Below are 24,225 nucleotides of genomic sequence, written 5' to 3' on the forward strand. Positions count from 1 at the left end.
GTATTCTGCCCCCATGCGTTTTCTCGTCCTGTTCGTACCCATTGCTGCGCTGTTGCTCTCGCCAGCCTATGCGGAAGCTCCTGCCTCACAGGAATCTTCGGCTGAGCAGCCGAACCGGCAGGGACGCCTCGATGAGCTCTTTTCCGATCTCAGGCAAGAGCGCAACGAGGCTTCAGCGCGCCGCATCGCCAACCGCATCCGTGAAGAGTGGCAGCGTTCCGGCGGCGCCACGGCTGACGTGCTCATCGAATGGGCGCATAAAGCGGCTGGAGAGAAGAAATTCCATGTGGCCCTCGACCTGCTCGACCAGGCGGTCACGCTCTATCCCCAATATGTGGAGAGCTGGAACAACCGTGCGCTCGTTTATCTGATGATGAACGATTTCGACCGGGCCATGTCCGATCTCTCACATGTGCTTTCGATCGAACCACGGCATTTCGGAGCAATGAGCGGTTTGGCGGGTATTCTGCGTGTCACGGGGCGCGAGGATCGGGCGCTCGAAATCTATCGCCGGATGCTTGAAATCTACCCCATGCAGCGTAGCGCGCAACGAGCCTTGCTGGACCTCACCGACAAGACGACCGATGAGCGCCTATAGCTTCGTTTTGTAATTCTGGACGTTGGCGATTGGTGTAGAGGCCGATCCCCGCCCTGCTTACGCTTGTTCAGGCTTCCCGCCTGCCGGGAGCGCTTCCTTACAATCCGCTCAGCCCATCCGAGCCGATATAGGCGATGCGCAGCATATTGGTGACGCCCGGCGTCCTGAGCGGCACGCCGGCGGTGATGATCACGCGGTCGCCCGGCTTGGCGAACTGCTCCTCATAGGCAATGCGGCACGCCCGATCCACCATATCATCGAGGTCGGTTGCATCTTCCGAGACAACGCAATGGGTACCCCAGACCAGACTGAGGCGGCGCGTCGTCTCGACCACCGGCGAAAGCGCGATGATCGGCACCTTCGGCCGCTCGCGGGCGGCGCGAAGCCCTGTGGTGCCCGACGCCGTATATGTGATGATGGCCGCGAGTTTCAGCGTTTCCGCGATCTCTCGCGAGGCGAGCGAGATGGCGTCGGCGCCCGTCGCTTCCGGCTCCGTGCGCTGCGCATTGATGACATCGTTGAATACGGGATCGCGCTCGACCTGGATCGCGATCGCATTCATCATGGCCACCGCCTCGACCGGGTACTGGCCGGCAGCCGATTCGGCGGAGAGCATTACCGCATCCGCGCCCTCGAACACGGCCGTCGCCACATCTGACACCTCGGCGCGGGTCGGCACGGGCGCCGTGATCATGGATTCCAGCATCTGCGTCGCCACCACAACCGGCTTGCCGGCGCGGCGGCAGGCGCGCGTGATCTGCTTCTGGATGCCCGGCACCGCCTCAAGCGGCATTTCCACGCCAAGATCGCCGCGTGCCACCATCAACCCGTCGGAAAGCTCGATGATCTCCGGCAGGCGTTTCACCGCCTGAGGCTTTTCGATTTTCGCCATCAGGGCGGCGCGGCCACGCGCGATTTTGCGGACCTCCGCCAGGTCTTGCGGCCTCTGGATAAAAGACAGGGCGATCCAATCGACGCCCGTTTGCAGCACCGCGTCCAGGTCGCGCCGGTCCTTTTCCGTAAGGGCGCCGAGCGGCAATTCCGTGTCGGGAAGGCTGACGCCCTTGCGGTCGGAGATCTTGTTTCCCGCGATGACCCGGGCGACTATCGATCGGCCGTCGGTCTTGAGTGCTGCGAGTTGCAGGCGGCCGTCATCGATCAGGAGGCGGTGACCCGGTTGGACGGCTTGCAGAATTTCCGGGTGCGGCAGATGCACGCGCGTGGCGTCGCCCGGCGCCGGATTATCGTCCAAAGTGAATTCCTGGCCGATGCTTAATGTGGCGCTCTTATCGGCGAAAGTGCCGACACGCAGCTTCGGGCCCTGCAGATCGGCCAGAATGCCGATGGGACGGCTCACCTGCGTTTCAACGCTGCGGATGCGTGCCACCAGCTCACGCATCGTCGGGTGGTCCGTGTGGCTCATATTGATGCGGAACGCGTCAGCACCGGCCTCATGAAGGCGGACGATGATTTCCTCATCCGAAGATGCGGGCCCGAGCGTGGCGAGGATCTTGACCTTGCGGCTCCGCTTCATGGATTGGCGGCCCCTGTTACGGCCGGGTTGGCCGGCACGGGGCCATCGGTGAGTTGCACCATCCAATTCTCCTGGTCGCCCGTGTCATATTCCTCGAAGCCAGCGCGCTGGAAACCGCGCTTGAAGCAATCGTTCGCGCCGGTGATTTTAAACTCGGTATCCGATACGCACATCTGTATCGGTCCCTGCCAGCGGCCCCCGCGCGTGGCATCCTCCGCGTAGAGATAGTAATAGCGGGATTCCAACGGGGCATCTATAAGCGTCTCGCAGCTCGATGGCTTTATGTGCCACCAGCCTTCGCTTATCCAGCCCGTACGGGCGCGATAGCCAATCGCCACGCCCACGAGGTTCTGGGTGGTGTTGCAGACGCGAAAATCAGCCGAAGCCGGCTTGCCGCCCATAAGCAGGCAGCCGGCGGCGGCGGCAAGCACAAGAATGCTTCTTTGCAGCGTCAGATAGTCCACGAATCGCATGATCACGCTCAGTGAAGGACTGTCGCACCCTTTTCCGCAAACTGCATGGCCCTGTCAACGCGCCCCGCGGGGTTGAACACCGTCAAATCGCGGCATTGCATGCGCCGCCTCTTCATGGGAAGACGGGCGAGCCCGCAATCGCTCTCCTGTTCCAGATGACACGAAGCTCTCTTTTTTCTCCATTCGAGATCCTTGACGGGGACCGCACCAAGGGGCTGGTGCTCGTCGCCGACCATGCCTTTAACGACCTGCCTGATGAATATGGCGATCTCGGGTTGGATCCCGCCGAGTTTCAGCGGCACATCGCTTACGACATCGGCGTGGAAATGGTAATGCGCCAACTCTCGGCATCAACTCGTGCCCCTGGTGTAATGGCGCGGTTCTCCCGCCTTCTGATCGACCCCAATCGCGGCCCGGATGATCCCACGCTTATCCGGCAGCTTTACGACGGCACGGTAATTCCAGGAAACTATCCGATGAGCGCGCAGGAGCGGCGCAGACGGGTGGAAAGCTTCTACGAGCCTTATCACGATGCGGTCGCGGCCATGGTCGCTTCCGTGGCTTCCGCCTCCGGGAGAGCTCCGCTGGTGATTTCCATCCACTCATTCACCCCATTCATGCAGGGGCGGGAAAGGCCCTGGCATATCGGCATCCTGTGGGATCGCGATTCGCGCGCAGTAAAGCCGCTGATAGAGGCGCTTTCGGAGGCGCCCGGCATCGTGGTTGGCGACAACGAGCCCTATGACGGAGCCTTGCGCGGCGATACGATGTTCCGCCACTGCACGGCCAACGGTTTCGCCCATGCGCTGATCGAAATCAGGCAGGATCTCGTGGTTGCTGAATCGGGCGCGGCGGAATGGGCAGAACGCCTTGCGCCAATCCTTGACGATCTGAACGAACGGCCCGATATGCATGAGGTGAAATTCTTCGGGTCGCGGACAGGACCGATTTAGGGGCCGGACATGATCGAACTTTCAGACGAACAGAAGCGCGATCTCGAGGCGGCGGCGTTCCGCCGGCTTGTGGAGCATCTTCGAGAGCGGTCGGACGTGCAGAACATCGATCTGATGAATCTCGCAGGCTTCTGCCGGAACTGCCTTTCCAACTGGTACCTGGAGGCAGCGCAGTCGTCCGGCATCCCGCTGTCAAAGGAGGATTCGCGCGAGATCGTCTATGGCATGCCGTATGACGAGTGGCGGGAGAAATACCAGGCCGGGCCGAAGGTGAAGGCCGAGCCAAGTCACTGACATCGGAAGTTCACCTGAGGTTATTCCGACGGCCGGCGGATGAACTGGTGAAATTCTTCCCGCTGGCCGGGAACGTCCTCTGCCACCACCAGGGCCAGCTCGCGCTCATCGAAGAGGCGAAACCAGTCGTCCCACTCGATAATCTCGACCTCGCCGATTTCGTCCCAGCCCCGATCGGTATCCTGATAGGCCTGCTGACCGAAGGCAAAAGCGAGGACCGGTTCGTCCTGCGACGTGCTGAGCGTCCTCAGCACCGGCTGGCCGGTACGCGCTGCGGCCCAATCGCGGATTTCCTCGTGGTCGGTCAGCACTCTGGTCTCAGCCATAGAAAGCTCCTTCTGGTGCCTTCTCAACGCCAAAGCCGATGTCAGGTTCCGGCCGCTTCGAGGCCGGTCCTATTGCTGAGCGACCTCCTTCGTCTGCGTCACCAGCTTATAGCGCTTCATTTCCTCGGCCGTAAGGTAATAGAGCGCGCGCGGAGGCGTATCGAGAGCGTGCAGCCAGATGGCCGGATCCAGCCCCATCTCCTGCAGGTGGCGGGATATGCGGGCGGTCGTCATCTGCGCGTTCGCCAGCGCCTGCGCTGGTCGTATCGCGGGATCGAGGGCCGTGTAGAACTGGTGCAACCCCACCGCGGCCTGCTCTTCCACCTGCCTCGTCGTGCCGCCGGCCAGCATCAGCGGACAAGAGGAGGCGCAGATCGCGCCATTCTCGACCAGCGTTGAAATGCCGCGCTCCCGGAGCATGCGCGCCATGTCGATGGCGTCATCCAAGGCGCCGCCGGGCGAATTGAGGCTGACGCGCTCGACATATTCACCCCGCGCATCGAGCTCCGCCCGGAGTCTCGCGGCTGAACCGGGGTCTATCGCGCCGCTCGCGCGAAGCGTGCCGCCTGCTTCGAGGGTGAAGGAGATCGGCTGGCGCAGTTGTTCCTGATTTGCCGTTACGAACTGGCGCGGATCATTCGTTTGCTTGCGGTTGGGGCCAGCATCCACCGCCGGCGGCAGGACAGGGAACGTATGCTGCAGGGTCGCAGGCTCAGCGGGCAAGAGGCCGTTAGAGTCCACCATCTCCCGCAAGTCCAGTCCCACCAGGGTTGCGGCAGCGATCAGCACGCCGACAAAGGCGCCGCGCATCAATGCGCCATCGTTGAACCGCGCAAAGTAAACCGCAAAAGAGGAATGCCTTGGCGGTGGATTGGAAGAGGCTGAAGGCGTATCCGACTCAGTCATGGCTCGAGCCGCTTTCGTTCCGAGATAGGCGTGACGTTCTCCGGGCGGTCTGCCGGAAGCTCAGGACCTGCCGTTTCCATCTCCTTCACCGGCTCCCGGGCGGCTTGGCGGGACAATTCCTCGCGAAGCTCGATCGCGCGCAGGAGTTCGGACGCGGTCATGCGGTCCGCGTCTGTCAACGCCGCCTCGCTGCGCCGGATGGAGGAATAGACCACGGCGAGAATGCCCACGAGCACGGCTGGCAGGAGATCGATGGATATGGCTCCCGCCCAGCTGGGCAGGAAGTCCGATGCGTAGAGCAGCACAGCCTCCGCCGAGGAAAGCGGCACAAAACGCCGCTCCGGCACCTTCGGCTGCGCCATGATTTCGGCTGCAGCATCGGAAAGCGCCTTGGACTGGGCGGCCACCGATTCGCGCACCGTGGCCATCACCTGATCCTGGCGGCCGGCAAGATCTGCGGAATTGCCGTCCGCCACCGGGGCGATGAAGCCAGCGGAAAGATCCGCGGCGGCACGCGCGACCGACGGTGCGATCGAGGTCTGCTCAAGGGAGGCGATGACACCGGCCAGCGCGACGCTCTCTTCGGCGAAGCGGTCGGCGCGCGGCTGCACCGAGCCGGGGCTGGAGACCAGCCCGCGCATGGCGGCAAGCCGTTCCTGTCCCTGCTTGAAAAGGCCGGCCACGGTCTCGCGGGAGCCTTGTATCGTCTGTTCCAGCTCACGCATCTGCGCAGACATTTGCGTGAGAAGCTGTACGACGCTGCCGGATCCCGAAGTGCCGGTGAGAGCGCCGGAATTACGCTCATCCTCCGCGAGGCGGGCAAAGCGCTCGGAGGCTCGCTGAATATCGGGAAGAAGTGACAGCGCGCCCAGGGCATTGGAGTGCGCCTGGTCCAGGTCGCTTGTATATTCCTCGAGGGTTGTTGCGAGGTGCTGCTCCACGGCCGCCGACCCGGCCAGAGCCGCGGCGTTGAGCCAGGACGACATGGCGATGATCATCAGGGAGCCGATCGCCATGACGCCGAAAAGGGCCATGCGTGATGCGGTCTCGCGCATTTCCGGCAGGAACCGCATGAGAAAGGCCCAGAAGCCGTAAATGCCCACGGAAACAGCTGCCGAATAGATGATGGCGGCAAAGAAGACGATGGTGGCGGAGCCATCGAGCAGATCGCGCACACCGAGATAGGTGTAGACGCCGCTCGCCAGCGCGAGCGTGGCAAGCACGAAGCGCGTCATGGACTGCACCGACTCTACATGATCTCGCAATTGCCTGGCGGCTCGAGCCTCGCTCATGGGAACTCCCCTCGCGCTTTGCGTCTTCGTCTCCGGCCTGCTTGCCGCGCGTCAGCGGCAGGTCACGGTTGGCACCGGCACGACATTGTCCGGCAGGCCATACATATGGCTGCGTCCGCGCAGCAGTGCGCCGTAGCGGCATTTGCCCTGCTTGCGCAGGTAGAGGCGTCCGCGATTTTCTTCCAAATAGACCACCTTCACTCCCTCTCGGCGGGTATATTCCTCCGCGAGGTGTCCTTTGCCGACCAGGATACGTTTGAAACCGGCCGGATCGCGGATCACCAAATTGCCGTAGCTGTCCGCGTAGGAACCCACACCGATGGGTTCACCGGCAAGGGCAGGGGAGGAGAAAGCGATCAAGATCGCGGTCAGCGCTCCAATCCTTTCTGTTCGGTAAAAATGTCTGCAAAAAGGCATGATGGGCCGTCCCTCCTTGCCGCTCCCTTTCGGCAGATTAACTCTTTCTCAATCTTTGTCACGCCGCGCCGAGAGGTGAGCCGGATTGACAGGCACTGTTGATTTGGCCGAATGCTTCTGCGCGCGAAGGAGGAATCATGAGCGAGAACCATCTGATCGACATTGCGCCGTTGAGGCTCAAGGACGCTCATTGGCTGGCGCCGCTTCTGGCTGACTATACCCAGTCGCTGAAGCGTGGCGCGCCGCGCAGGCCCGATGATTTTTACGCGGAGACCCTGTTGCAGGACCGGGTGGTGGAGGTGGTGGGCGCCCGTCTCGACGGTGATCTTGTAGGCTTTGCCATCTTTTACGATCTGCCCGACCCTCTTTCCGGGCTTCGCTACGGGCTCGTGGAGCACATCTATGTCCATCACGAGCATCGTGGGAAAGGCATCGCGCGAGCACTGGTCGATGTCATCGCGGACCAGGCGGAAGAACGAGGCTGGACCCGGCTCGTGCTGCAAGCGCCGCGCCAGCCGGCCGAAGGCCGGAAGCTCTACGAGCAGATCGCCGCTCCGGCGGATTGGACCGCCCACGTCATCCGATTCGACGCGCGCTGATTCCCGGAGCCGCAGCAGTTCTTAATGAGACTGTCGGAAACAGCGCTTCGTCTCCGTCCTTGGTGCAGATGAACCAATGTCGGAGGGTAATTGAAATGTATAAGACTGCTGCAATTCTTCTGGCCAGGCTGGTTTTCGCCGGTGTGTTTGCCATGGCGGCAACATTCAAGTTCATGGGTATGGCTGAAACCGCGGGCCATATCGCATCGGCTGGCTTCCCTGCTCCGCTCCTGCTCGCCTGGCTCGCCGCCTTCTTCGAGGTCGCGCTGGTGATCGCGTTCCTAACCGGCGCCTTCTTCTCGGAAGCTGCGCTCTTGGCGGCTGTTTATGTAATCTTTCTGGCCTTTGCGTTTCATGGGCCTTCGCATTGGAGCGGCAACCAGTACGAGTTCGGCCTTTTTGTCGATCATTTCACCTTCATGGCCGGTCTCCTGTTCGCGGCCGTCCACGGACCCGGTGAAAGGCTGGCACTGCACCGCGGTTTTATCCGCAATGGCCTGACGGCTTAACTCAAAGGCTCGAACTTCAATCGATTCAGTCGTCCGGAACTTTTCTCGTGGGCTTTGACGCACCGCAAAAACCGCATTAGAAAGCCCCTGCCGGTGGCTTGGGGGCACGGCGGGCAGATCAGCCCGCAAGGTTGAACCTTGCCCGCCGGCGGTTGAATTTGGGGAAGCCATGAGCAAGTCCACCACCCAGGCGAGGCCCCTCTCGCCTCACCTGCAGATCTACCGTTTCACGCCGACGATGGCCATGTCCATCGCCCATCGCATCACCGGCACCGCTCTTTATTTCGGCATCCTGCTTTTCGCGCTTTGGCTGCTTGCCGCCGCCAGCTCGAGAGAGCAGTTCGATTTCGTGAACGGGCTGTTCGGCTCGATCATTGGCCGCATCGTTATATTCGGTTATTCCTGGGTGCTCATCCACCACATGCTGGGCGGCATCCGCCACCTGATCTGGGATACGATTCACGGCCTTGAGAAGGAGACCTCACGCAGGCTCGCGATCGCGAACCTGATCGGCTCCATTCTTGTGACGCTGATCATCTGGGGTGGCGCCTGGGCAATCAGAGGAGGTCTCTGAGATGGCGGATATGCGCACACCTCTCAACAAGGTCCGCGGTCTGGGCTCGGCGCGCGGCGGCACGGAGCACTTTTGGCGCCAGCGGCTGACGGCGGTCTCCAATATCCCGCTCATCATCTTCTTCATCGGCTTTGTGGCAGCTTATTCCGGATCCTCCTACGAGGAGATCCGGGCAGCGCTTGCGCAGCCTGTCAGCGCGCTCCTTATGGGCCTTGCCTTCGTTTCGGTGCTGTACCACATGCGCTTGGGAATGCAGGTGATCATCGAGGATTACGTGCATGGCGAGGGCTGGAAGATCGCACTCATCCTCCTCAATACTTTCTTTCCCGTCATCGTCGGCGCGATCGCGCTCTATTCCCTCCTCAGAATTGCCTTCGGAGGCTGAAGTCTAAATGGCTGCTGCAGTTCAGAACAAGGCCGGCCCGGCCTATACTTACGTCGATCATGTCTTTGATGTGGTGGTGGTCGGGGCCGGTGGCGCGGGCCTTCGCGCTACGCTCGGCATGGCCGAACAAGGGCTGAAGACGGCCTGCATCACGAAAGTGTTCCCTACCCGTTCACATACCGTGGCGGCCCAGGGCGGCATTGCCGCCTCCCTGCGCAATATGGGGCCGGACGATTGGCAGTGGCACCTTTACGATACGGTGAAGGGCTCCGATTGGCTGGGCGATGTGGACGCCATGGAGTATCTGGCGCGCGAGGCGCCGGCCGCCATCTACGAGCTGGAGCATTACGGGGTGCCCTTTTCCCGCACCGACGACGGCCGGATCTACCAGCGCCCCTTCGGCGGCCATATGCAGAACTTCGGCGACGGCCCACCCGTGCAGCGCACCTGCGCGGCCGCCGACCGCACGGGCCACGCGATCCTGCACACGCTCTACGGCCAGTCCGTCAAGCATCATGCGCAGTTCTTCGTGGAATATTTCGCGCTCGACCTCATCATGTCGCCGGACGGCGTCTGCACCGGCGTGGTGGCGTGGAACCTGGAGGACGGCACCATCCACCGCTTCGCGGCCAAGATGGTGGTGCTTGCCACGGGTGGCTATGGCCGCGCTTATTTCTCCTGCACTTCCGCCCATACCTGCACCGGCGACGGGAACGGTATGGTTGCCCGCGCGGGGCTGCCGCTGCAGGACATGGAATTCGTTCAATTCCACCCGACCGGCGTCTACGGCGCGGGCGTGCTTATCACCGAGGGCGCGCGGGGTGAGGGCGGCTATCTCGTCAATGCCGAGGGCGAGCGCTTCATGGAGCGCTATGCGCCCTCCGCCAAGGATCTTGCCTCGCGCGATGTGGTTTCACGCTGCATGACGTTGGAGATCCGCGAGGGCCGCGGGGTCGGACCGAAGAAGGACCATATCTTCCTTCATCTCGATCATCTCGACCCGGCAGTGCTGCATGAAAGGCTGCCCGGCATTACCGAAAGCGCCCGCATTTTCGCCGGCGTCGACCTGACGCGCGAGCCGATCCCAGTTCTGCCGACGGTGCACTACAATATGGGCGGCATCCCGACCAATTATCACGGCGAGGTGCTCAATCCCACGCTGGACAATCCGGACGCGATCGTTCCCGGCCTGATGGCGGCGGGCGAGGCTGCCTGTGCCTCCGTCCATGGCGCGAACCGTCTCGGCTCAAACTCGCTAACGGACCTGGTGGTGTTCGGCCGCGCTGCCGCCATTCGCGCCGGCATGGTGGTGGACCGCGAGTCCAAGGTGCCGCCGATCGACCTAGCCGCCTGCGAGAAGATCATGGACCGCTTCGACCGCATCCGCCATGCAAGCGGCTCCACGCCGACGGCGGCCCTACGCGAAAAAATGCAGCGGGCCATGCAGGAGGATGCAGCGGTTTTCCGAACCCAGGAATCGCTCGAGCAGGGTTGCAGGCGCGTTTCGCAAGCATGGGGTGAGCTCTCCGACATCAAGGTTCAGGATCGCTCGATGATCTGGAACTCCGATCTCATGGAAACGCTGGAGCTCGAAAACCTGATGGCGAATGCCATCGCCACCGTCTTTTCGGCGGAGGCGCGCAAGGAAAGCCGAGGCGCACATGCGCGGGAGGACTTCACCGAGCGCGATGACGCGAATTGGCGCAAGCACACGCTTTCCTGGGTGGATCCGGACGGCACCGTCCGCCTCGACTATCGCCCGGTGCATACTGAGCCGATGCTGAAGCCCGAGAATGGCGGCATCGATCCGGCAAGGATCGCGCCGAAGAAGCGCGTATACTGAGGCAGAGGACATCATGGTCCAACTTACTCTTCCCAAGAACTCGAAGGTCAAGCAAGGCAAGGTCTGGCCGAAGCCGGAAGGCGCCACAAACCTGCGCGAATACCGCATCTATCGCTGGTCGCCGGACGATACGGAAAATCCGCGCGTCGACACCTATTATGTCGACCTCGACGATTGCGGGCCGATGGTGCTGGACGGGCTCATCTGGATCAAGAACAAGGTCGATTCGACGCTCACCTTCCGCCGGTCGTGCCGGGAAGGCATCTGCGGTTCATGCGCCATGAATATCGACGGCGCGAACACGCTTGCCTGCACCAAGGGCATGGACGACATCGGTGGTGCCGTGCGGGTCTATCCCCTGCCGCATATGCCAGTGGTGAAGGATTTGGTGCCGGATCTCTCGATCCCCTATGCGCAGCTTTCCTCGATCGAGCCGTGGCTTCAGACGGTCACGCCGGAACCCGCGATCGAGTGGAAGCAAAGCCATGAGGACCGGGCGAAGCTCGATGGACTCTACGAGTGCATCCTCTGCTTCTGCTGCCAGACCTCGTGCCCCAGCTATTGGTGGAACGGCGAGCGCTATCTGGGGCCTGCCGTGCTGCTCCAGGCCTATCGCTGGCTGATCGATTCGCGCGACGAGGCTACAGGCGAGCGGCTCGACAAGCTGGAGGATCCCTTCCGGCTTTATCGCTGCCACACGATCATGAACTGCACGCAGACCTGCCCGAAGGGGCTCAATCCGGCGAAGGCGATCGCCGAGATAAAGAAGATGATGGTGGAGCGGCGGGTTTGATACCGGCGCCCTCAGGCGCGGCGATCTATTTGGCGCTGTGATCCCTTCCCGCCACTCACGCAACCGTGTAGGGGCGAGAGTTTGCAGCGGGAACTCTTCGGCGGTACGAATTGCCCCAAAAGGGAGGTAACCATGTTCCGCCAGATCGCCGCCGCCGTTTCGTCCCTCGTCTTAATCTTCATCGGCACCTTACAGTCCGCAGCTGAGACCGGCACAGCGATCTTCGCCGGCGGCTGCTTCTGGTGCGTGGAGTCCGATTTCGATCAGGTGCCGGGCGTCACTTCCACGATATCGGGCTATTCGGGCGGGAACACCCCGAATCCGACCTATGACGATTATATGGAGGGCGGGCACCGGGAAGTGGTGAAAATCGAGTATGACGATACCCGCGTCAGCTACGATCAGCTTCTCGACGTGTTCTTTCATTCGGTCGATCCCACCGATGGCGGCGGGCAGTTCTGCGATCGCGGCCATGCCTATTCAACGGCGATCTACGTGCTGAACGACGCTCAGCGGCAGGCGGCGGAGAACGCGAAGAAGGCGGCGGAAGCCGAGTTAGGCCGCTCAGTGGTTACTCCGATCGAGAGCGCAGCCACCTTCTGGCCGGCCGAGGACTATCATCAAAATTATTATCAGAGCCAGGATCGCATTCTCTCCCGGTTCGGATATGTGACGAAGGCGGACGCGTATAAGGGGTACCGCGAGGGCTGCGGGCGGGATGCCCGGCTGAGGCAGGTCTGGGGCGAAAACGCCTTGCGCGGCCTCGCGCATTGAATTCGGCTATCGGCGGATGCGCTCCATGGCCATTTCGGCCGCGATGTCGTTTGTCGGCCGCTTTTGCTGTTCGGCGCGCTGAAATATTTCCGTAAGCGTGAGGGGAATTTTCGCGAGCTTCGCCATGACGGCTTCTGGATCATAGCCTTCGGGCGAAAGCTCTGCCGCGACATTGATAAGCCCGCCCGCGTTGATGACATAATCCGGAGCATAAAGAATCCCGCGTTCCATCAGCAGCCGGGCGTCCTCGTGCTTTGCGAGCTGGTTGTTGGCGGAGCCGGCTATGATCCCGAACTTGATGTGGGGAACATTTCTGGCCGTAATGGCGCCGCCGAGGGCGCAGGGCGCGAAGACATCCGCCGAGACAGTGACAATCTCACCGGGAGCGACGGTTTCGGCTTCGAAAGCGCGCTTCGCCTTCTCGACCTGCCCGGGGTCGAGATCCGTCACGATCAGCGCCGCGCCTTCCCTGTAAAGCTTCTCGCACAAAGACCAGCCGACGGAACCAAGGCCCTGTACGGCCACGCGGATTCCCGAGAGCCGTTCCGTTCCATTGCGATGCTTAAGCGCAGCCTTGATGCCTAGGAAAACGCCTTCGGCGGTGAAGGGAGAGGGATTGCCGCTGCCGCCCGCGCTGGTGCCCACCACATTGGGTGCATGCTCGCGAAGGAAATCAGCGTCCTCAAGAGTCATCCCCACATCCTCGGCCGTAATGAACTGGCCTTCCAACCTCACCAGCATCTCCGCATAGGCGGTGAGGAGGGCGGGCGTCTTGCCCGTTTTGGGATCGGCAATGATCACTGCCTTCCCCCCGCCGAGCGGCAGGCCGGCCACGGCGGACTTATAGGTCATACCTCTTGAAAGCCGGAGGGCATCGGTGAGCGCGGCCTCAAAGCTTTCATGCGGCCACAGCCTGGTGCCGCCCAGCGCCGGGCCAAGCTTTGTGTTGTGGATCGCGACGATGGCGGTCAGGCCGCGATCTTCATCCCGCCCGCACCAGATATTTTCATGGCCGTCGAAGGAGGGAAGGCGCGCAGCTTCCGACGTGATATCGGAGATCGAGAGACTATCGTCTCCTACTGGTTTTTTGAGGATGCTCGGTTCCCGAGCGTGCAGCATGATAGCCTCCCGTCGTCTGGTCTCCTAATAGGAATCTAGGTTGCGGCGCGGATTTTTGGTTGCGAAAACAATAGGCCCCGCGAACGCACCTTGCGTTCACGGGGCCTCCTGCGTGCGATACTTTCGCGGCGGGCTCTCAGCCCAATTTTGCATTCAGCGTGATGCTGATCGCGCCGAGCGCGCGTGAAACAGGGCAGTTCTCCTTCGCGCCCTTCGCGATCTCCTGGAATTTCCCATCCTCAAGGCCTGGGACCTTGGCTGTCACCGACAGGGCGCTGCCGCGGATTTCGAAGCCTCCGCCCTGCTTGGGCTGCAGCTCTACCTCTGCCTTGGCTTCAAGAGATTCGGCCGGCGTGCCGTTCTGGGCCAGCGCGTGCGACAGCGCCATGGAGAAGCAGGAAGCGTGGGCAGCGGCGATCAGCTCTTCCGGATTCGTGCCGGACCGCCCCGTCTCGTCCTCGAAGCGAGCCTTGAAGGAAATCGGGATATCTCCGAGCGCACCGCTCTGGGTGCTTTCGATGCGGCCCGAACCGCTGGTGAGAGGACCTTTCCAATTCACATTGGCGTAGCGTTTCATCCCTGGTCTCCTGTTTTGCGGATGCTGCTAGATGGCCTCGCCCTGGAGCAGGCGCGGCGTGCCGCCCGTGAGGCCGGAAGCCTGCCGGACGAAAAAATCCTTCATGCCGGGCACACGGTCTACAAGTCCCAGGCCAAAGTCCCGGGCAGCCCGGAGAGGACCGAAATCGTTGGAAAAGAGCCGGTTGAGCACATCCGTGGTGACGCCCATCTGAACGGTATCGAACCGCCGCCAGCGCTCATAACGCTGGAGTATGTCGAGCGCACCGATATCCTCGCCTAGCCGGTCCGCCTCGACCACCACCTGGGCAAGAGCCGCGGCATCCTTGAAACCGAGATTGAGGCCCTGGCCCGCAATCGGATGAATGCCATGCGCCGCATCGCCGGCCAGAGCAAAGCGCGGCTTTACGAAATCGCGCGCCAGCGTCAGGCCCAGAGGCCAGGCGCGGCGCTGTCCTTCAACGCGAATTTCACCGAGCTTGAGGCCGAAGCGTGTCTCCAATTCCTGTTCGAACACGAACTCGTCCTCCGCCACCAGGCGCTCGGCATCTTCCGTGCGCTCGGTCCAGACGATGGAGGACCGGTTGCCCTTAAGCGGCAGCGTTGCGAAGGGGCCGGCCGGCAGGAAATGCTCCTCGGCCCGGCCATTGTGCGGCCGCTCATGCGCGACCGTGCAGACGATGCCCGATTGTCCATATTCCCAATGCACAACCCGAATGCCCGCCATTTTCCGCAGGCGTGAGCGAACGCCGTCCGCCGCGACCAGAAGCCGGGTTCGGCACGAACCGCCATCCGCCAGAAGCACCGTTACCGCCGCGGGTTCTACATCGAAATCCTCGACGGCAATCCCCTGGACGATTTCGATGCCGAGTTCGCCTGCCCTGCGCCTGAGCGCACCGGTCAGGTTGCGGTTCATCACCATATGGGCGAATGGTTCGCCGGGAGCTGCCTCACCGCCGAAGGTGAGAAAAACCGGCCGAACCGGATCCGACGTGCGCGAATCAGTGATGATCATTTCCGTGATCGGCTGCGCTTCCGGCTCGATCTCGTCCCAACAATCAAGATGGCGGAGCATTCGGGCCGCCGCAGCGGCAATTGCCGAGGCGCGGCCGTCCCGCTCCCATACGCCCTCGGGCGCGGCGTCAATCACAGCCACCTTCAGGCCCGGCCGGGCGTGGCGAAGCGAAACGGCGATTGCCAGACCGACGTAGCCGGCGCCCGCGATCAATACATCGAAGAGACCGCTCAGCCGTGTGTCCCCGGTCTTCTCGCCCATACTCGACTTCTCCTTTTCCTGCAGCCTTGACTTGATGCGCGGCCTCCGGTTTCTCGAACAAACCGAACGCTGCCGGAGGAAATCGAATGCCGTCCGCAATGCAGGATCTTCTAGACATACTTAACCTCGAAAAGCTTGAACACAACCTCTATCGCGGCCACAGCCCGCAGGTGGGGTGGCAGCGTGTTTTTGGTGGTCAGGTCATCGGGCAGGCGCTGGTCGCGGCGCAGAGGACGGTCGTGGTCGACCGGCATGTGCACTCCCTGCATTGCTACTTCATGCGTCCGGGGGACCCAGCCGTTCCCATCATCTACGAAGTTGACCGCATACGCGACGGCGGCAGTTTCACAACAAGGCGCGTGGTCGCTATCCAGCACGGTCACGCGATTTTTTCGCTTTCCGCTTCCTTTCAGGTCGATGAGGTTGGCCTGCAGCACCAGCTTTCGATGCCGGAAGGCATTCCCGCGCCGGAGACGCTTAGGTCGCAGCGGGAGTTGCTGGCTGCCCTGGGGGACGATGTGCCGGAAAATATTCGCCGGTATTGGCAGCGCGAGCGCCCGGTCGAGATCCGGCCGGTGACTTCCGAGCATTACACGACAAACGAAAAGCTGCCGCCGTTTCAGCATGTCTGGATGCGGGCGACCGACCCCGTGCCGAACGATCGCGCGCTGCAGTCGGCAGCGCTTGCCTATTTTTCCGACATGACGCTGATCGACACCGCCACCTATCCCCACGGCCGCTCCGTATTCGATTCGCAACTTCAGATGGCGAGCCTCGACCATGCGATATGGTTCCACAGGCCCGACGCGCTGAACGACTGGCTTCTCTATACCCAGGACAGCCCGTCTTCGGGCGGCGCGCGTGGGTTCGCCCGCGGCAGCATCTATTCCCGTGACGGCGCGCTGATCGCTTCCGTTGCGCAGGAAGGTCTTCTGCGACTGCGCACAAAATAGGCAGAATAAAATTACTGCACATTTTTTGTTCACTTGCTGTTCGCCCAGATTGAGGGCGGGCGCGGAGGCGCATCATTTTAGCTAAGTAAATCAGCGCCTTGTCGTTCGCTTGGCGATCTGGCACGGCGCTTGATTCACCTTTGCCATCGCTGGCCCTTTGCAGGTGCAGGGCAGCGGCATCCAACGCGGCTCGTCCGCAAGAGCAAGGGTGAGACCTGATGAAATTCGTGATGGCAATCATAAAGCCGTTCAAGCTCGAGGCGGTTCGCGAAGCGCTGACGGAGCTCGGCATTCAGGGGCTGACCGTCACCGAGGTGAAGGGGTATGGGCGGCAAAAGGGGCACACTGAAATCTATCGTGGCGCTGAATATGCGGTGAGTTTCCTGCCCAAAGTGAAGATCGAGGTGGCCGTGGATTCGGACATCGCCGACCAGGCGGTGCAAGCGATCGCAGGGGCGGCCAAAACCGGCCAGATCGGCGATGGCAAGATCTTCGTCTACAGCATCGAAAAGGCAGTGCGTATCCGCACAGGCGAGACCGACGCCGATGCGCTGTGAGCGCCACGCGGATTTGTCCAGGGAGAATAGAATGAGACTTTCCAGTATTGAAATTGCCAAGCGCATGGCCGGGGCGGGCGCGCTTGCGTTGGCGGCTTTCGCCGCTGTGCCAGCTTTCGCGCAGGAAGCTGCGGAAACGGCTGCCGAGGCTGCCGCACCGGTGATGGACAAGGGCGATGTGGCCTGGATGATGACATCGACCCTTCTGGTGCTGTTCATGACGCTGCCGGGGCTGGCGCTCTTCTATGGCGGGCTGGTGCGCGCCAAAAATGCTCTTTCCGTGCTCATGCAGTGTACGATGATCGCCGCCGTGGTCATGGTGGTGTGGGTGCTCTGGGGCTATTCCTTTGCCTTCGGTGGCGGCACCAGCCCCTTCTGGGGCGGCTTCGGCAAGCTGTTCCTATCGGGCGTGACGATGGATTCCACCGCCGCAACCTTCACCGACGGCGTCGTCATCCCCGAATATGTCTTCATCTGCTTCCAGATGACATTCGCGGTGATCACGCCGGCGCTGATCGTCGGCGCCTTTGCCGAACGCATCAAGTTTTCGGCGGTCGTGCTCTTCACGGTTCTCTGGGTCACCTTCGTCTATTTCCCGGTGGCCCATATGGTGTGGGACGGCAGCGGCTATCTGTTCAATCTCGGCGCTCTCGATTTCGCCGGCGGAACCGTGGTCCACATCAATGCGGGCATCGCCGCTCTCGTAGGCTGCATGATCGTCGGCAAGCGCAGCGGCTACGGCAAGGATATTCTCGCCCCGCATTCGATGACGCTTACCATGGTCGGCGGCTCCATCCTGTGGGTCGGCTGGTTCGGCTTCAATGCCGGGTCGAACCTAGAAGCCACCGGCGGCGCTGCGCTTGCCATGATCAACACTTTCACCGCGACTGCCGGTGCGATTATCGGCTGGAGCGTCATCGAGGCTCTCCATCGTGGCAAGGCCTCGATGCTGGGCGCCGTCTCCGGCCTGGTTGCCGGCCTCGTGGCCGTTACCCCCGCCTGCGGCTCGGTTGGTCCGGTGGGTGCCATTGTGCTCGGCGCCATAGCCAGCGCGGTCTGCTACTTCTTCGTCGCAGTGGTGAAGAACAAGTTCGGCTATGACGACACGCTCGATGTTTTCGGGATCCACGGCGTGGGCGGTATCGTCGGCGCGCTTGGCACGGGCATTTTCACCGCGCCCTGGCTTGGCGGCACGGGGGCCGATGATTTCTCCATTGCGTCGCAGCTTTGGGTGCAGTTCGTGGCCGTGCTGGTCACCGTCGCATGGTGCGGGGTGGTTTCTGCGATCCTTTACAAGCTGGTTGATGCCATTGTCGGCCTGCGTCCGGAGAAGGAAGCCGAAACCCAGGGTCTGGACCTCACTTCGCACGGCGAGGCGGCCTATCATTACTCCTGACCGGCGGCATCTCTCTTCCTTAGGCGCGTAAACTGGGCCCGGCGAAAGCTGGGCCCCTTTTTTGGGGGGAAGCGAATAGGGAATGGCGAGCAGGGAATCGGGAGAGCAACGAAGGATATCGTCCTCACTCATCTATTCGCTGCTCGCTTCCATGGTTAATGCAGCCTTAACCATCCTTCCCTAAGCTGTTCCCAATCCGGGGCGCGTAAGTGTCGGTACGAGTGGACGGGGAAATGCGTATGAGTTCGGGTTCTTCTGCGGCATTTGCCATGCATGGCGGTGGTTTCGGGCTGCAGAATTTTCTTCGGCGGCAGGCTGCGCGGGGATTGGGTCTCCTGGTGCTTGCGCTGGTGGCCTTCTGCCTGGCAAGCCTTGCAACCTGGAATGTTGCGGATCCCAGCTTCAGCTATGCGACCGACAACCCTGTCACCAATGCCATGGGTTATCCGGGAGCGGTTCTTTCCGATATCGCGATACAGTTCTTCGGTCTTGCTTCGGTGGCCGGGCTCGTGCCGGCCGTCTTCTGGGGCGTCTTCCTCGTTCTGGGCCGCGGCATCGACCATTTGTGGAGGCGGTCGGCAGCCTGGTTCGGCGGCGCCATGCTATGCGCGGGCGTGGCCGGCTGTCTGACGCCGCCGGATACATGGCCGCTGCCGACAGGGCTCGGCGGCGTCTTCGGCGACATGGTGCTTTCCGCTCCCGCCTTTTTCATCGGTGATTATCCTACGGGTTTCCTAGGAGTGATCGTGGCGGCGCTACTCATCGCCCCCGCCGCCTGGCTTCTGCTTTTCGGTGCCGGCGTCTTCGGCCGCAGCGTTCTGCCTGAATCCGATTCGCAGGATGACAGCGAAGAGGAAGACGCCGATGCCGACGATTCTGAAGGGGAGGGCGGCTCCGTCGCATTCGGCATACTTGCTCACTGGTGGCTCTACGTCACCTCTTTCGTGCGCCGGCGCTTTGCCGTCCACGGTCCCGACCTGCCGGAAGAATATGATGTGCCAGGAATAGCTCCCGTTCTTGCGGCGGCGCGCGCAGCGGAAGAGGGGATGCGGATCGAGCCTGGCTTCGAGGACGGCAGCCTCGACATATCGCCATTCGATGATGCTGCCTCGGCGCGCCATCAGGCTTCCTCTGCTGCCCATCATGCGCAGCTTGGGACTCGTGTGGGCAATCCCGCGCCACGGCCCGTTCCCGGCGCCCGCGTCCGGCGTGAGGCGCAAGGCTCGCTTATCGATACGGGCGAGTTCAAGCTGCCATCGCTCCACCTGCTCGCGGAACCGAAGGCAACCAGCAAGGACCCAAGCCTCTCCAAGGACGCGCTGGAGCAGAATGCCCGCCTTCTAGAAGGCGTGCTCGACGATTTCGGCGTTAAGGGCGAGATCATCCATGTGCGGCCTGGCCCGGTGGTCACCCTCTACGAATTGGAGCCTGCGCCGGGCATCAAATCCTCGCGCGTAATCGGCCTTGCCGACGACATCGCCCGTTCCATGAGCGCGATCGCGGCGCGTGTGGCGGTTGTGCCGGGCCGCAACGCTATCGGCATCGAGCTGCCCAACGCGACCCGCGAGACGGTTTATCTGCGCGAGCTTCTGGCCAGCCGCGAATTCGAGGCGACCAAGGCGCGGCTTGCACTGGGCCTCGGCAAGACGATCAACGGCGAAGCCGTTATAGCGGATCTGGCCAAGATGCCTCACCTGCTGGTGGCGGGCACCACCGGCTCCGGCAAATCCGTTGCCATCAACACTATGATCCTGTCGCTCCTCTATCGCATGACGCCCGAGGAGTGCCGTCTCATTATGATCGATCCCAAAATGCTGGAGCTTTCAGTCTATGACGGCATCCCGCATCTGCTGACCCCGGTCGTCACCGATCCCAAGAAAGCGGTCGTCGCGCTCAAGTGGACGGTGCGCGAGATGGAGGAGCGCTACCGCAAGATGTCCAAGGTGGGCGTTCGCAACATCGAGGGCTTCAATCAGCGCGTCATCGCCGCCAAGAAAAAGGGAGAGACGATCACCCGCACGGTGCAGACGGGCTTCGATCGCGAGACGGGAGAGGCCATTTACGAATCGGAAGATCTCGATCTCGAGCCGATGCCCTGCATCGTCGTCATCATCGACGAGATGGCGGACCTTATGATGGTGGCCGGCAAGGATATCGAGGGCGCGGTGCAGCGGCTGGCGCAGATGGCCCGCGCCGCCGGCATTCACGTCATCATGGCCACGCAGCGCCCCTCGGTGGATGTCATCACCGGCACGATCAAAGCCAATTTCCCGACGCGCATCTCCTTCCAGGTCACTTCCAAGATCGACAGCCGCACGATCCTCGGCGAGCAAGGCGCCGAACAGCTCCTCGGCATGGGAGACATGCTCTATATGGCCGGCGGCGGCCGCATACAGCGCGTGCACGGCCCCTTCGTTTCCGATCAGGAGGTGGAGCAGATCGTGGCGCATCTGAAGATGCAGGGCGCGCCGGATTACCTGGAGGCCGTTACCGAAGATAACGGCGAGGAGGATGAAGGCAGCTCCTTCGGGGGCGGTGGGACCGGCAATCTGGGCGATTCGGATGATCCGTACGACCAGGCGGTCGCGGTCGTGCTGCGCGATGGCAAGGCCTCGACCAGCTATATCCAGCGCCGCCTGGGGATCGGCTATAATCGCGCGGCCTCCATCATCGAACGGATGGAAAAGGAAGGGATCGTCGGTCCTGCCAACCACGCGGGCAAGCGCGAAATCCTCGTTCCCACGGAACAGGAGGAGGTTTAAAACGCGGCGAAGCGGCTTGGCCTAACTTCGGGCTGTTTGCAGCCCTATCTATATGGGACTAGGAACTCTTTCGGAGAACAGGATACCATGAACAGCTTTGCCGAGCGCACCCGCATGGTTCTCCGCCTGGCGCGCCGCTCGCTTCTTGCAACCGCAATACTCGCCGTCGGCCTGACGGCCGGTAGTGCCAATGCCGCCTCGCAGGCCGCGCAGCGCATTGCCCAGCACTTCTCGAATGTGCGCACGATGACGGGCGAATTTGTTCAGTTCGGCCCGCGCGGCGAACAAACAGGCGGGAAATTTTATATCGAACGACCGGGCAAGATCCGTTTCGACTACGAGCCTCCGGCCCAGTTCCGTGTCATGTCGGACGGCTCCACGGTGGTGCTTGAAAACAAGAAGATGAACACGGTCGATATCTATCGGCTTTCGGATACGCCGCTGCGGCTGCTCCTTGGCGAGCGAATCGATCTTTCGGCCGACAATGTGCGGCAGGTCAAAGAGGACCCGGACCTGACGACCGTGACGATTGCGGATCGAAAGCTGGGCAACAACGCCACCATTACCATGATGTTCGATTCGAAGACCTATGACCTGCGCCAATGGACTGTTACCGACGCCCAAGGGCGGGACACCACGGTCATGATCTTCAATGTGAAGCAGGGCGTGACCTTCGATCCCAGCGTGTTTTACATCGATCATCGGCGCGTGAACGCGATGGCGCGCGGCGAAAGATAAGGCCGAAATTTCAGCTTCGCCCTTAACGGCAAATCTTTCCTTGCGGGCGCTTGTCATCAGCGCTCGCAAAGGTTTATTCCGGTCCTGAAAAACCGGAACTTTCGATGCCCTTCAAAGTCGCCACCTGGAACATAAACTCCGTCCGCCTCCGCCTTCCGCTCGTCCTGCGCTTTCTTGAGCAATACCAGCCCGACGTGCTGTGCCTGCAGGAGACGAAGTGCCCTGACGACCAGTTCCCCACGGCCGCCTTCCGCAAGGTCGGCTATGGCCACGTCGAAATCCATGGCCAAAAGGGATATCACGGCGTGGCGACGATCTCGCGCCTGCCGCTGGAGGTGGTGGAGCGCCGCAGCTTTTGCGGCCTTACCGATTGCCGCCACCTCTCGACGCTGACGAATGTGGACGGACGGCGGGTCCTGCTGCACAATTTCTATGTGCCGGCAGGCGGGGACGAGCCCGACCCCGAAATCAATCCGAAATTTCGCCACAAGCTGGACTTCCTGCAGGAAATGCGGGACATCATACCCACCCTGGATGCGAATACGGGCTCGATCCTCGTCGGCGATCTTAATGTGGCTCCGCTTGAGACCGATGTCTGGTCGCATAAGCAGATGCTGAATGTGGTGAGCCACACGCCCGTCGAGACCGAAGGCCTGGAGTCCGTGCGCAAGGGAGGCGGATGGGTGGATCTGATGCGCCGGCACATCCCGCCCGAGGAAAAGCTCTTCACCTGGTGGAGCTACCGAGCGAAGGATTGGAGCCTTTCCAATCGCGGCCGTCGGCTCGACCATGTCTGGTCGTCCGATGACCTTGCGCCGGCCCTCAGCCGGGTAGACGTGCTGCGGGATGCGCGCGGTTGGGACCGTCCTTCCGATCATGTGCCCGTGATCGCCGCATTCGGCTGATCCCGCCCATGCCGCCGTCTTCCTGGTCTCGCCGGAGCAAGAACGGTATCGAAATCTTCGTGCGGCTCACGCCGAAATCCTCCTCGGACGCCATTGAAGGGGTGACGGAGGGGCCGGACGGGCAGGCGTTCCTGAAGGCGCGCGTGCGCGCCATCCCTGAAGCGGGCAAAGCCAACGAGGCGTTGGAAAGGCTTCTGGCCAGCGCTCTTGGGGTACCCCGGCGAGATGTCGCCGTAAGCTCCGGGGCGGCATCGCGGCGTAAGACTGTTTCCATTACCGGAGACGCAGCCCCCCTCATTGCAAGTTTGGATACTATCGCGGAAAAAAGACAAGGCGGGGGCGCAAGCGCGGAGACATAGGGATGCGTTGTTTCATTGCCGTTGCGGTTTTTCTTCTGCTCGCCGGCTCCTCCCGGGCCCAGGAGATTTCAAGCGCCTATACGCAGCTCGATTCGGACCAGCATTGTGCCGTGCTTGACAGGGCCGAGAAGGGGGACGGCGACTGGGCCGAGCTCGTCTGTTCCGGCTACAAGGGCTTTCCGGTTTTCCTTAGCTATGATGACGCTCGCGAATCGCTCTTTTATGGCTTTCCACCGCAAAATGGGCAGCGGGACTGGGAATCCTTCGCCGCCTTCAACAGCGCAGGCCCGACTGTCGAATGGCGCATCGAGACGAACGGCGACCGGGAATTGCCCTTCGCCACGATCCATCGCCGTTTCGTCTCGGCCGATCCGGAAAAACCTGATGTGCAAACAGAGGTGCTCGTCGTGAGCAGGGTTGGAACGCACGACGGCCAGCAGGGATGTGTCGTGGGCTATGTCGTCGCCACGTCCAATCCGGATGCGAACGAAAAAGCGCGGCGCATCGCAGACGAGCGCGCCCGCGCGTTCACCTGTGGAACCGACCAGCCTGCCGTCGAATCCGGCAGCGTGCCGTTGCCGGAAGTAACACGCGGCGGCGACAGCGCCCCGCGTCCATGAGGACGCGCAAGGGGCGCTGTAAATCTTTCAAAATCAGAAAATCATGCTTCCGAAAGCCGGTCCCGGCTTTCGGCCGATGCGCAGGCCTATTTGGCAGATGCCTTCGCGCGCTCTATGGCTTCGGAAATCAAGCGGCGGGCGGCGGCGGCATCCATCCAGTCACCGATCTTCACCCACTTGCCGGGCTCCAGATCCTTGTAATGCTCGAAGAAGTGCTGGATCTGCTGCAGCGTGATCTCGGGAAGATCCGTATGGCTGTGAACATCCTCATAGCGGCGCGTGAGGTGAGGAGAGGGCACCGCGATGACCTTTTCGTCCTGGCCGCTGTTGTCTTCCATGACGAGGACGCCGATCGGCCGCACATTGATGACGCAGCCCGGGATGAGCTGGCGCGTGTTGCAGACCAGCACGTCGATGGGATCGCCGTCGTCGGAAAGCGTGTGCGGGACGAAGCCGTAATTCCCGGGATAGGTCATTGGCGTATAGAGGAAGCGGTCGACGAAAAGAGTGCCCGCTTCCTTGTCCATCTCGTATTTGATCGGCTGCCCGCCCACGGGGACTTCAATGATGACGTTCACGTCCTCAGGCGGGTTGTTACCGATAGAAATGGCGTCGATGCGCATGGTCGCTCCGATTTGGATTGCTTCGGCCGGGGGCCTAGCGTCTTTCGGGCGTAGCGGCAATGCGGCGGATC

General features: G+C 61.9%; 28 protein-coding genes. 18 read left to right on the top strand and 10 right to left on the bottom strand.

Features of this window, described 5'->3' with window-relative positions:
* Nucleotides 1-13 precede the first annotated feature (13 nt).
* Entirely contained in the window at nt 14-598 is a 585-nt protein-coding gene (locus GNP00_RS17490; RefSeq protein ID WP_011582570.1) for a tetratricopeptide repeat protein, read from the top strand.
* A gap of 97 nt (nt 599-695) precedes the next feature.
* Here GNP00_RS17490 and pyk read toward each other — a convergent pair whose 3' ends face one another.
* Complete coding sequence (gene pyk / locus GNP00_RS17495) at nt 696-2,132, bottom strand: pyruvate kinase (RefSeq protein WP_011582569.1); 1,437 nt, start codon at nt 2,130-2,132, stop codon at nt 696-698.
* A complete protein-coding gene (locus GNP00_RS17500) occupies nt 2,129-2,605 on the bottom strand; it encodes a DUF1036 domain-containing protein (RefSeq protein ID WP_011582568.1) in 477 nt (158 codons plus the stop codon). The genes pyk and GNP00_RS17500 overlap by 4 nt, the downstream gene beginning before the upstream one ends.
* Nucleotides 2,606-2,760: 155 nt before the next feature.
* Between GNP00_RS17500 and GNP00_RS17505 the strand changes: the two genes are divergently transcribed.
* Together GNP00_RS17505 and GNP00_RS17510 are read left to right on the top strand one after the other, a co-directional pair.
* Nucleotides 2,761-3,558, top strand: a complete 798-nt coding sequence (locus GNP00_RS17505) for an N-formylglutamate amidohydrolase (RefSeq protein ID WP_011582567.1) — start codon at nt 2,761-2,763, stop codon at nt 3,556-3,558.
* A 9-nt stretch (nt 3,559-3,567) separates the two neighbouring features.
* Nucleotides 3,568-3,852 (top strand): DUF1244 domain-containing protein, encoded by a 285-nt coding sequence (locus GNP00_RS17510; protein ID WP_011582566.1) that lies wholly within the window; start codon nt 3,568-3,570, stop codon nt 3,850-3,852.
* A gap of 20 nt (nt 3,853-3,872) precedes the next feature.
* Here the strand turns inward: GNP00_RS17510 and GNP00_RS17515 are convergent, their stop codons facing one another.
* The 4 genes from GNP00_RS17515 to GNP00_RS17530 all read right to left on the bottom strand — a co-directional run bounded on the left by GNP00_RS17515 (nt 3,873) and on the right by GNP00_RS17530 (nt 6,736).
* Nucleotides 3,873-4,178 (bottom strand): hypothetical protein, encoded by a 306-nt coding sequence (locus GNP00_RS17515; protein ID WP_011582565.1) that lies wholly within the window; start codon nt 4,176-4,178, stop codon nt 3,873-3,875.
* 69 nt (nt 4,179-4,247) lie between these two features.
* Entirely contained in the window at nt 4,248-5,084 is an 837-nt protein-coding gene (locus GNP00_RS17520; protein ID WP_011582564.1) for a COG3904 family protein, read from the bottom strand.
* A complete protein-coding gene (locus GNP00_RS17525) occupies nt 5,081-6,376 on the bottom strand; it encodes a hypothetical protein (protein WP_011582563.1) in 1,296 nt (431 codons plus the stop codon). The genes GNP00_RS17520 and GNP00_RS17525 overlap by 4 nt, the downstream gene beginning before the upstream one ends.
* Nucleotides 6,377-6,427: 51 nt before the next feature.
* Nucleotides 6,428-6,736 carry a hypothetical protein gene (locus GNP00_RS17530; RefSeq protein ID WP_246259117.1) on the bottom strand — a complete coding sequence of 103 codons (309 nt, stop codon included), beginning with the start codon at nt 6,734-6,736 and terminating at the stop codon, nt 6,428-6,430.
* A gap of 194 nt (nt 6,737-6,930) precedes the next feature.
* Here GNP00_RS17530 and GNP00_RS17535 point away from each other — a divergent pair, with 194 nt between their 5' ends.
* The 7 genes from GNP00_RS17535 to msrA all read left to right on the top strand — a co-directional run bounded on the left by GNP00_RS17535 (nt 6,931) and on the right by msrA (nt 12,270).
* On the top strand, nt 6,931-7,392 hold the full coding sequence (locus GNP00_RS17535; protein ID WP_011582561.1) for a GNAT family N-acetyltransferase: 462 nt from the start codon (nt 6,931-6,933) through the stop codon (nt 7,390-7,392).
* 95 nt (nt 7,393-7,487) lie between these two features.
* On the top strand, nt 7,488-7,901 hold the full coding sequence (locus GNP00_RS17540) for a DoxX family protein (RefSeq protein ID WP_011582560.1): 414 nt from the start codon (nt 7,488-7,490) through the stop codon (nt 7,899-7,901).
* A 169-nt stretch (nt 7,902-8,070) separates the two neighbouring features.
* Nucleotides 8,071-8,475 (top strand): succinate dehydrogenase, cytochrome b556 subunit, encoded by a 405-nt coding sequence (gene sdhC / locus GNP00_RS17545; protein ID WP_011582559.1) that lies wholly within the window; start codon nt 8,071-8,073, stop codon nt 8,473-8,475.
* Nucleotide 8,476: 1 nt separating this feature from the next.
* Complete coding sequence (gene sdhD, locus GNP00_RS17550; RefSeq protein ID WP_011582558.1) at nt 8,477-8,860, top strand: succinate dehydrogenase, hydrophobic membrane anchor protein; 384 nt, start codon at nt 8,477-8,479, stop codon at nt 8,858-8,860.
* A 7-nt stretch (nt 8,861-8,867) separates the two neighbouring features.
* Nucleotides 8,868-10,703, top strand: a complete 1,836-nt coding sequence (gene sdhA, locus GNP00_RS17555) for a succinate dehydrogenase flavoprotein subunit (protein WP_011582557.1) — start codon at nt 8,868-8,870, stop codon at nt 10,701-10,703.
* 13 nt (nt 10,704-10,716) lie between these two features.
* Nucleotides 10,717-11,496 (top strand): succinate dehydrogenase iron-sulfur subunit, encoded by a 780-nt coding sequence (locus GNP00_RS17560; protein WP_011582556.1) that lies wholly within the window; start codon nt 10,717-10,719, stop codon nt 11,494-11,496.
* Between the two features lie 132 nt (nt 11,497-11,628).
* Complete coding sequence (msrA, locus tag GNP00_RS17565) at nt 11,629-12,270, top strand: peptide-methionine (S)-S-oxide reductase MsrA (RefSeq protein ID WP_011582555.1); 642 nt, start codon at nt 11,629-11,631, stop codon at nt 12,268-12,270.
* A gap of 6 nt (nt 12,271-12,276) precedes the next feature.
* Here msrA and GNP00_RS17570 read toward each other — a convergent pair whose 3' ends face one another.
* The 3 genes from GNP00_RS17570 to GNP00_RS17580 form a co-directional block, all read right to left on the bottom strand.
* The gene (locus GNP00_RS17570; RefSeq protein WP_011582554.1) at nt 12,277-13,389 is read right to left on the bottom strand and encodes a Glu/Leu/Phe/Val family dehydrogenase; all 1,113 of its coding nucleotides are present in this window, start codon (nt 13,387-13,389) and stop codon (nt 12,277-12,279) included.
* A gap of 136 nt (nt 13,390-13,525) precedes the next feature.
* The gene (locus GNP00_RS17575) at nt 13,526-13,966 is read right to left on the bottom strand and encodes an OsmC family protein (protein WP_011582553.1); all 441 of its coding nucleotides are present in this window, start codon (nt 13,964-13,966) and stop codon (nt 13,526-13,528) included.
* Between the two features lie 27 nt (nt 13,967-13,993).
* Nucleotides 13,994-15,241, bottom strand: a complete 1,248-nt coding sequence (locus GNP00_RS17580; RefSeq protein WP_011582552.1) for a ubiquinone biosynthesis hydroxylase — start codon at nt 15,239-15,241, stop codon at nt 13,994-13,996.
* An 86-nt stretch (nt 15,242-15,327) separates the two neighbouring features.
* Between GNP00_RS17580 and tesB the strand changes: the two genes are divergently transcribed.
* The 8 genes from tesB to GNP00_RS17620 all read left to right on the top strand — a co-directional run bounded on the left by tesB (nt 15,328) and on the right by GNP00_RS17620 (nt 23,531).
* Nucleotides 15,328-16,194, top strand: coding sequence for an acyl-CoA thioesterase II (tesB, locus tag GNP00_RS17585; RefSeq protein ID WP_011582551.1), 867 nt, complete (start codon nt 15,328-15,330; stop codon nt 16,192-16,194).
* A gap of 218 nt (nt 16,195-16,412) precedes the next feature.
* Complete coding sequence (locus tag GNP00_RS17590) at nt 16,413-16,751, top strand: P-II family nitrogen regulator (protein WP_011582550.1); 339 nt, start codon at nt 16,413-16,415, stop codon at nt 16,749-16,751.
* A 31-nt stretch (nt 16,752-16,782) separates the two neighbouring features.
* The gene (locus tag GNP00_RS17595) at nt 16,783-18,147 is read left to right on the top strand and encodes an ammonium transporter (protein ID WP_011582549.1); all 1,365 of its coding nucleotides are present in this window, start codon (nt 16,783-16,785) and stop codon (nt 18,145-18,147) included.
* A 239-nt stretch (nt 18,148-18,386) separates the two neighbouring features.
* Nucleotides 18,387-20,909, top strand: a complete 2,523-nt coding sequence (locus tag GNP00_RS17600; protein WP_011582548.1) for a DNA translocase FtsK — start codon at nt 18,387-18,389, stop codon at nt 20,907-20,909.
* 87 nt (nt 20,910-20,996) lie between these two features.
* On the top strand, nt 20,997-21,647 hold the full coding sequence (locus tag GNP00_RS17605; protein WP_011582547.1) for an outer membrane lipoprotein carrier protein LolA: 651 nt from the start codon (nt 20,997-20,999) through the stop codon (nt 21,645-21,647).
* 104 nt (nt 21,648-21,751) lie between these two features.
* Entirely contained in the window at nt 21,752-22,552 is an 801-nt protein-coding gene (locus tag GNP00_RS17610; protein ID WP_041545624.1) for an exodeoxyribonuclease III, read from the top strand.
* Between the two features lie 8 nt (nt 22,553-22,560).
* Complete coding sequence (locus GNP00_RS17615) at nt 22,561-22,911, top strand: DUF167 family protein (RefSeq protein WP_011582545.1); 351 nt, start codon at nt 22,561-22,563, stop codon at nt 22,909-22,911.
* 2 nt (nt 22,912-22,913) lie between these two features.
* Entirely contained in the window at nt 22,914-23,531 is a 618-nt protein-coding gene (locus GNP00_RS17620; RefSeq protein WP_011582544.1) for a hypothetical protein, read from the top strand.
* Between the two features lie 86 nt (nt 23,532-23,617).
* Here the strand turns inward: GNP00_RS17620 and ppa are convergent, their stop codons facing one another.
* Nucleotides 23,618-24,154, bottom strand: coding sequence for an inorganic diphosphatase (gene ppa / locus GNP00_RS17625; RefSeq protein ID WP_011582543.1), 537 nt, complete (start codon nt 24,152-24,154; stop codon nt 23,618-23,620).
* Between the last annotated feature and the right edge of the window lie 71 nt (nt 24,155-24,225).

It is taken from the genome of Chelativorans multitrophicus (assembly GCF_011317445.1).
Taxonomy (GTDB): Bacteria; Pseudomonadota; Alphaproteobacteria; order Rhizobiales; family Rhizobiaceae; genus Chelativorans; species Chelativorans multitrophicus.

Excerpts from the sequence above, each read along its gene's own strand:
- GNP00_RS17490 (WP_011582570.1), top strand. The coding sequence starts at position 14 with ATGCGTTTTCTCGTCCTGTTCGTACCCATTGCTGCGCTGTTGCTCTCG.
- pyk (WP_011582569.1), bottom strand. The coding sequence starts at position 2,132 with ATGAAGCGGAGCCGCAAGGTCAAGATCCTCGCCACGCTCGGGCCCGCA.
- GNP00_RS17500 (WP_011582568.1), bottom strand. The coding sequence starts at position 2,605 with ATGCGATTCGTGGACTATCTGACGCTGCAAAGAAGCATTCTTGTGCTT.
- GNP00_RS17505 (WP_011582567.1), top strand. The coding sequence starts at position 2,761 with ATGACACGAAGCTCTCTTTTTTCTCCATTCGAGATCCTTGACGGGGAC.
- GNP00_RS17510 (WP_011582566.1), top strand. The coding sequence starts at position 3,568 with ATGATCGAACTTTCAGACGAACAGAAGCGCGATCTCGAGGCGGCGGCG.
- GNP00_RS17515 (WP_011582565.1), bottom strand. The coding sequence starts at position 4,178 with ATGGCTGAGACCAGAGTGCTGACCGACCACGAGGAAATCCGCGATTGG.
- GNP00_RS17520 (WP_011582564.1), bottom strand. The coding sequence starts at position 5,084 with ATGACTGAGTCGGATACGCCTTCAGCCTCTTCCAATCCACCGCCAAGG.
- GNP00_RS17525 (WP_011582563.1), bottom strand. The coding sequence starts at position 6,376 with ATGAGCGAGGCTCGAGCCGCCAGGCAATTGCGAGATCATGTAGAGTCG.
- GNP00_RS17535 (WP_011582561.1), top strand. The coding sequence starts at position 6,931 with ATGAGCGAGAACCATCTGATCGACATTGCGCCGTTGAGGCTCAAGGAC.
- GNP00_RS17540 (WP_011582560.1), top strand. The coding sequence starts at position 7,488 with ATGTATAAGACTGCTGCAATTCTTCTGGCCAGGCTGGTTTTCGCCGGT.
- sdhC (WP_011582559.1), top strand. The coding sequence starts at position 8,071 with ATGAGCAAGTCCACCACCCAGGCGAGGCCCCTCTCGCCTCACCTGCAG.
- sdhD (WP_011582558.1), top strand. The coding sequence starts at position 8,477 with ATGGCGGATATGCGCACACCTCTCAACAAGGTCCGCGGTCTGGGCTCG.
- sdhA (WP_011582557.1), top strand. The coding sequence starts at position 8,868 with ATGGCTGCTGCAGTTCAGAACAAGGCCGGCCCGGCCTATACTTACGTC.
- GNP00_RS17560 (WP_011582556.1), top strand. The coding sequence starts at position 10,717 with ATGGTCCAACTTACTCTTCCCAAGAACTCGAAGGTCAAGCAAGGCAAG.
- msrA (WP_011582555.1), top strand. The coding sequence starts at position 11,629 with ATGTTCCGCCAGATCGCCGCCGCCGTTTCGTCCCTCGTCTTAATCTTC.
- GNP00_RS17570 (WP_011582554.1), bottom strand. The coding sequence starts at position 13,389 with ATGCTGCACGCTCGGGAACCGAGCATCCTCAAAAAACCAGTAGGAGAC.
- GNP00_RS17575 (WP_011582553.1), bottom strand. The coding sequence starts at position 13,966 with ATGAAACGCTACGCCAATGTGAATTGGAAAGGTCCTCTCACCAGCGGT.
- GNP00_RS17580 (WP_011582552.1), bottom strand. The coding sequence starts at position 15,241 with ATGGGCGAGAAGACCGGGGACACACGGCTGAGCGGTCTCTTCGATGTA.
- tesB (WP_011582551.1), top strand. The coding sequence starts at position 15,328 with ATGCCGTCCGCAATGCAGGATCTTCTAGACATACTTAACCTCGAAAAG.
- GNP00_RS17590 (WP_011582550.1), top strand. The coding sequence starts at position 16,413 with ATGAAATTCGTGATGGCAATCATAAAGCCGTTCAAGCTCGAGGCGGTT.
- GNP00_RS17595 (WP_011582549.1), top strand. The coding sequence starts at position 16,783 with ATGAGACTTTCCAGTATTGAAATTGCCAAGCGCATGGCCGGGGCGGGC.
- GNP00_RS17600 (WP_011582548.1), top strand. The coding sequence starts at position 18,387 with ATGAGTTCGGGTTCTTCTGCGGCATTTGCCATGCATGGCGGTGGTTTC.
- GNP00_RS17605 (WP_011582547.1), top strand. The coding sequence starts at position 20,997 with ATGAACAGCTTTGCCGAGCGCACCCGCATGGTTCTCCGCCTGGCGCGC.
- GNP00_RS17610 (WP_041545624.1), top strand. The coding sequence starts at position 21,752 with ATGCCCTTCAAAGTCGCCACCTGGAACATAAACTCCGTCCGCCTCCGC.
- GNP00_RS17615 (WP_011582545.1), top strand. The coding sequence starts at position 22,561 with ATGCCGCCGTCTTCCTGGTCTCGCCGGAGCAAGAACGGTATCGAAATC.
- GNP00_RS17620 (WP_011582544.1), top strand. The coding sequence starts at position 22,914 with ATGCGTTGTTTCATTGCCGTTGCGGTTTTTCTTCTGCTCGCCGGCTCC.
- ppa (WP_011582543.1), bottom strand. The coding sequence starts at position 24,154 with ATGCGCATCGACGCCATTTCTATCGGTAACAACCCGCCTGAGGACGTG.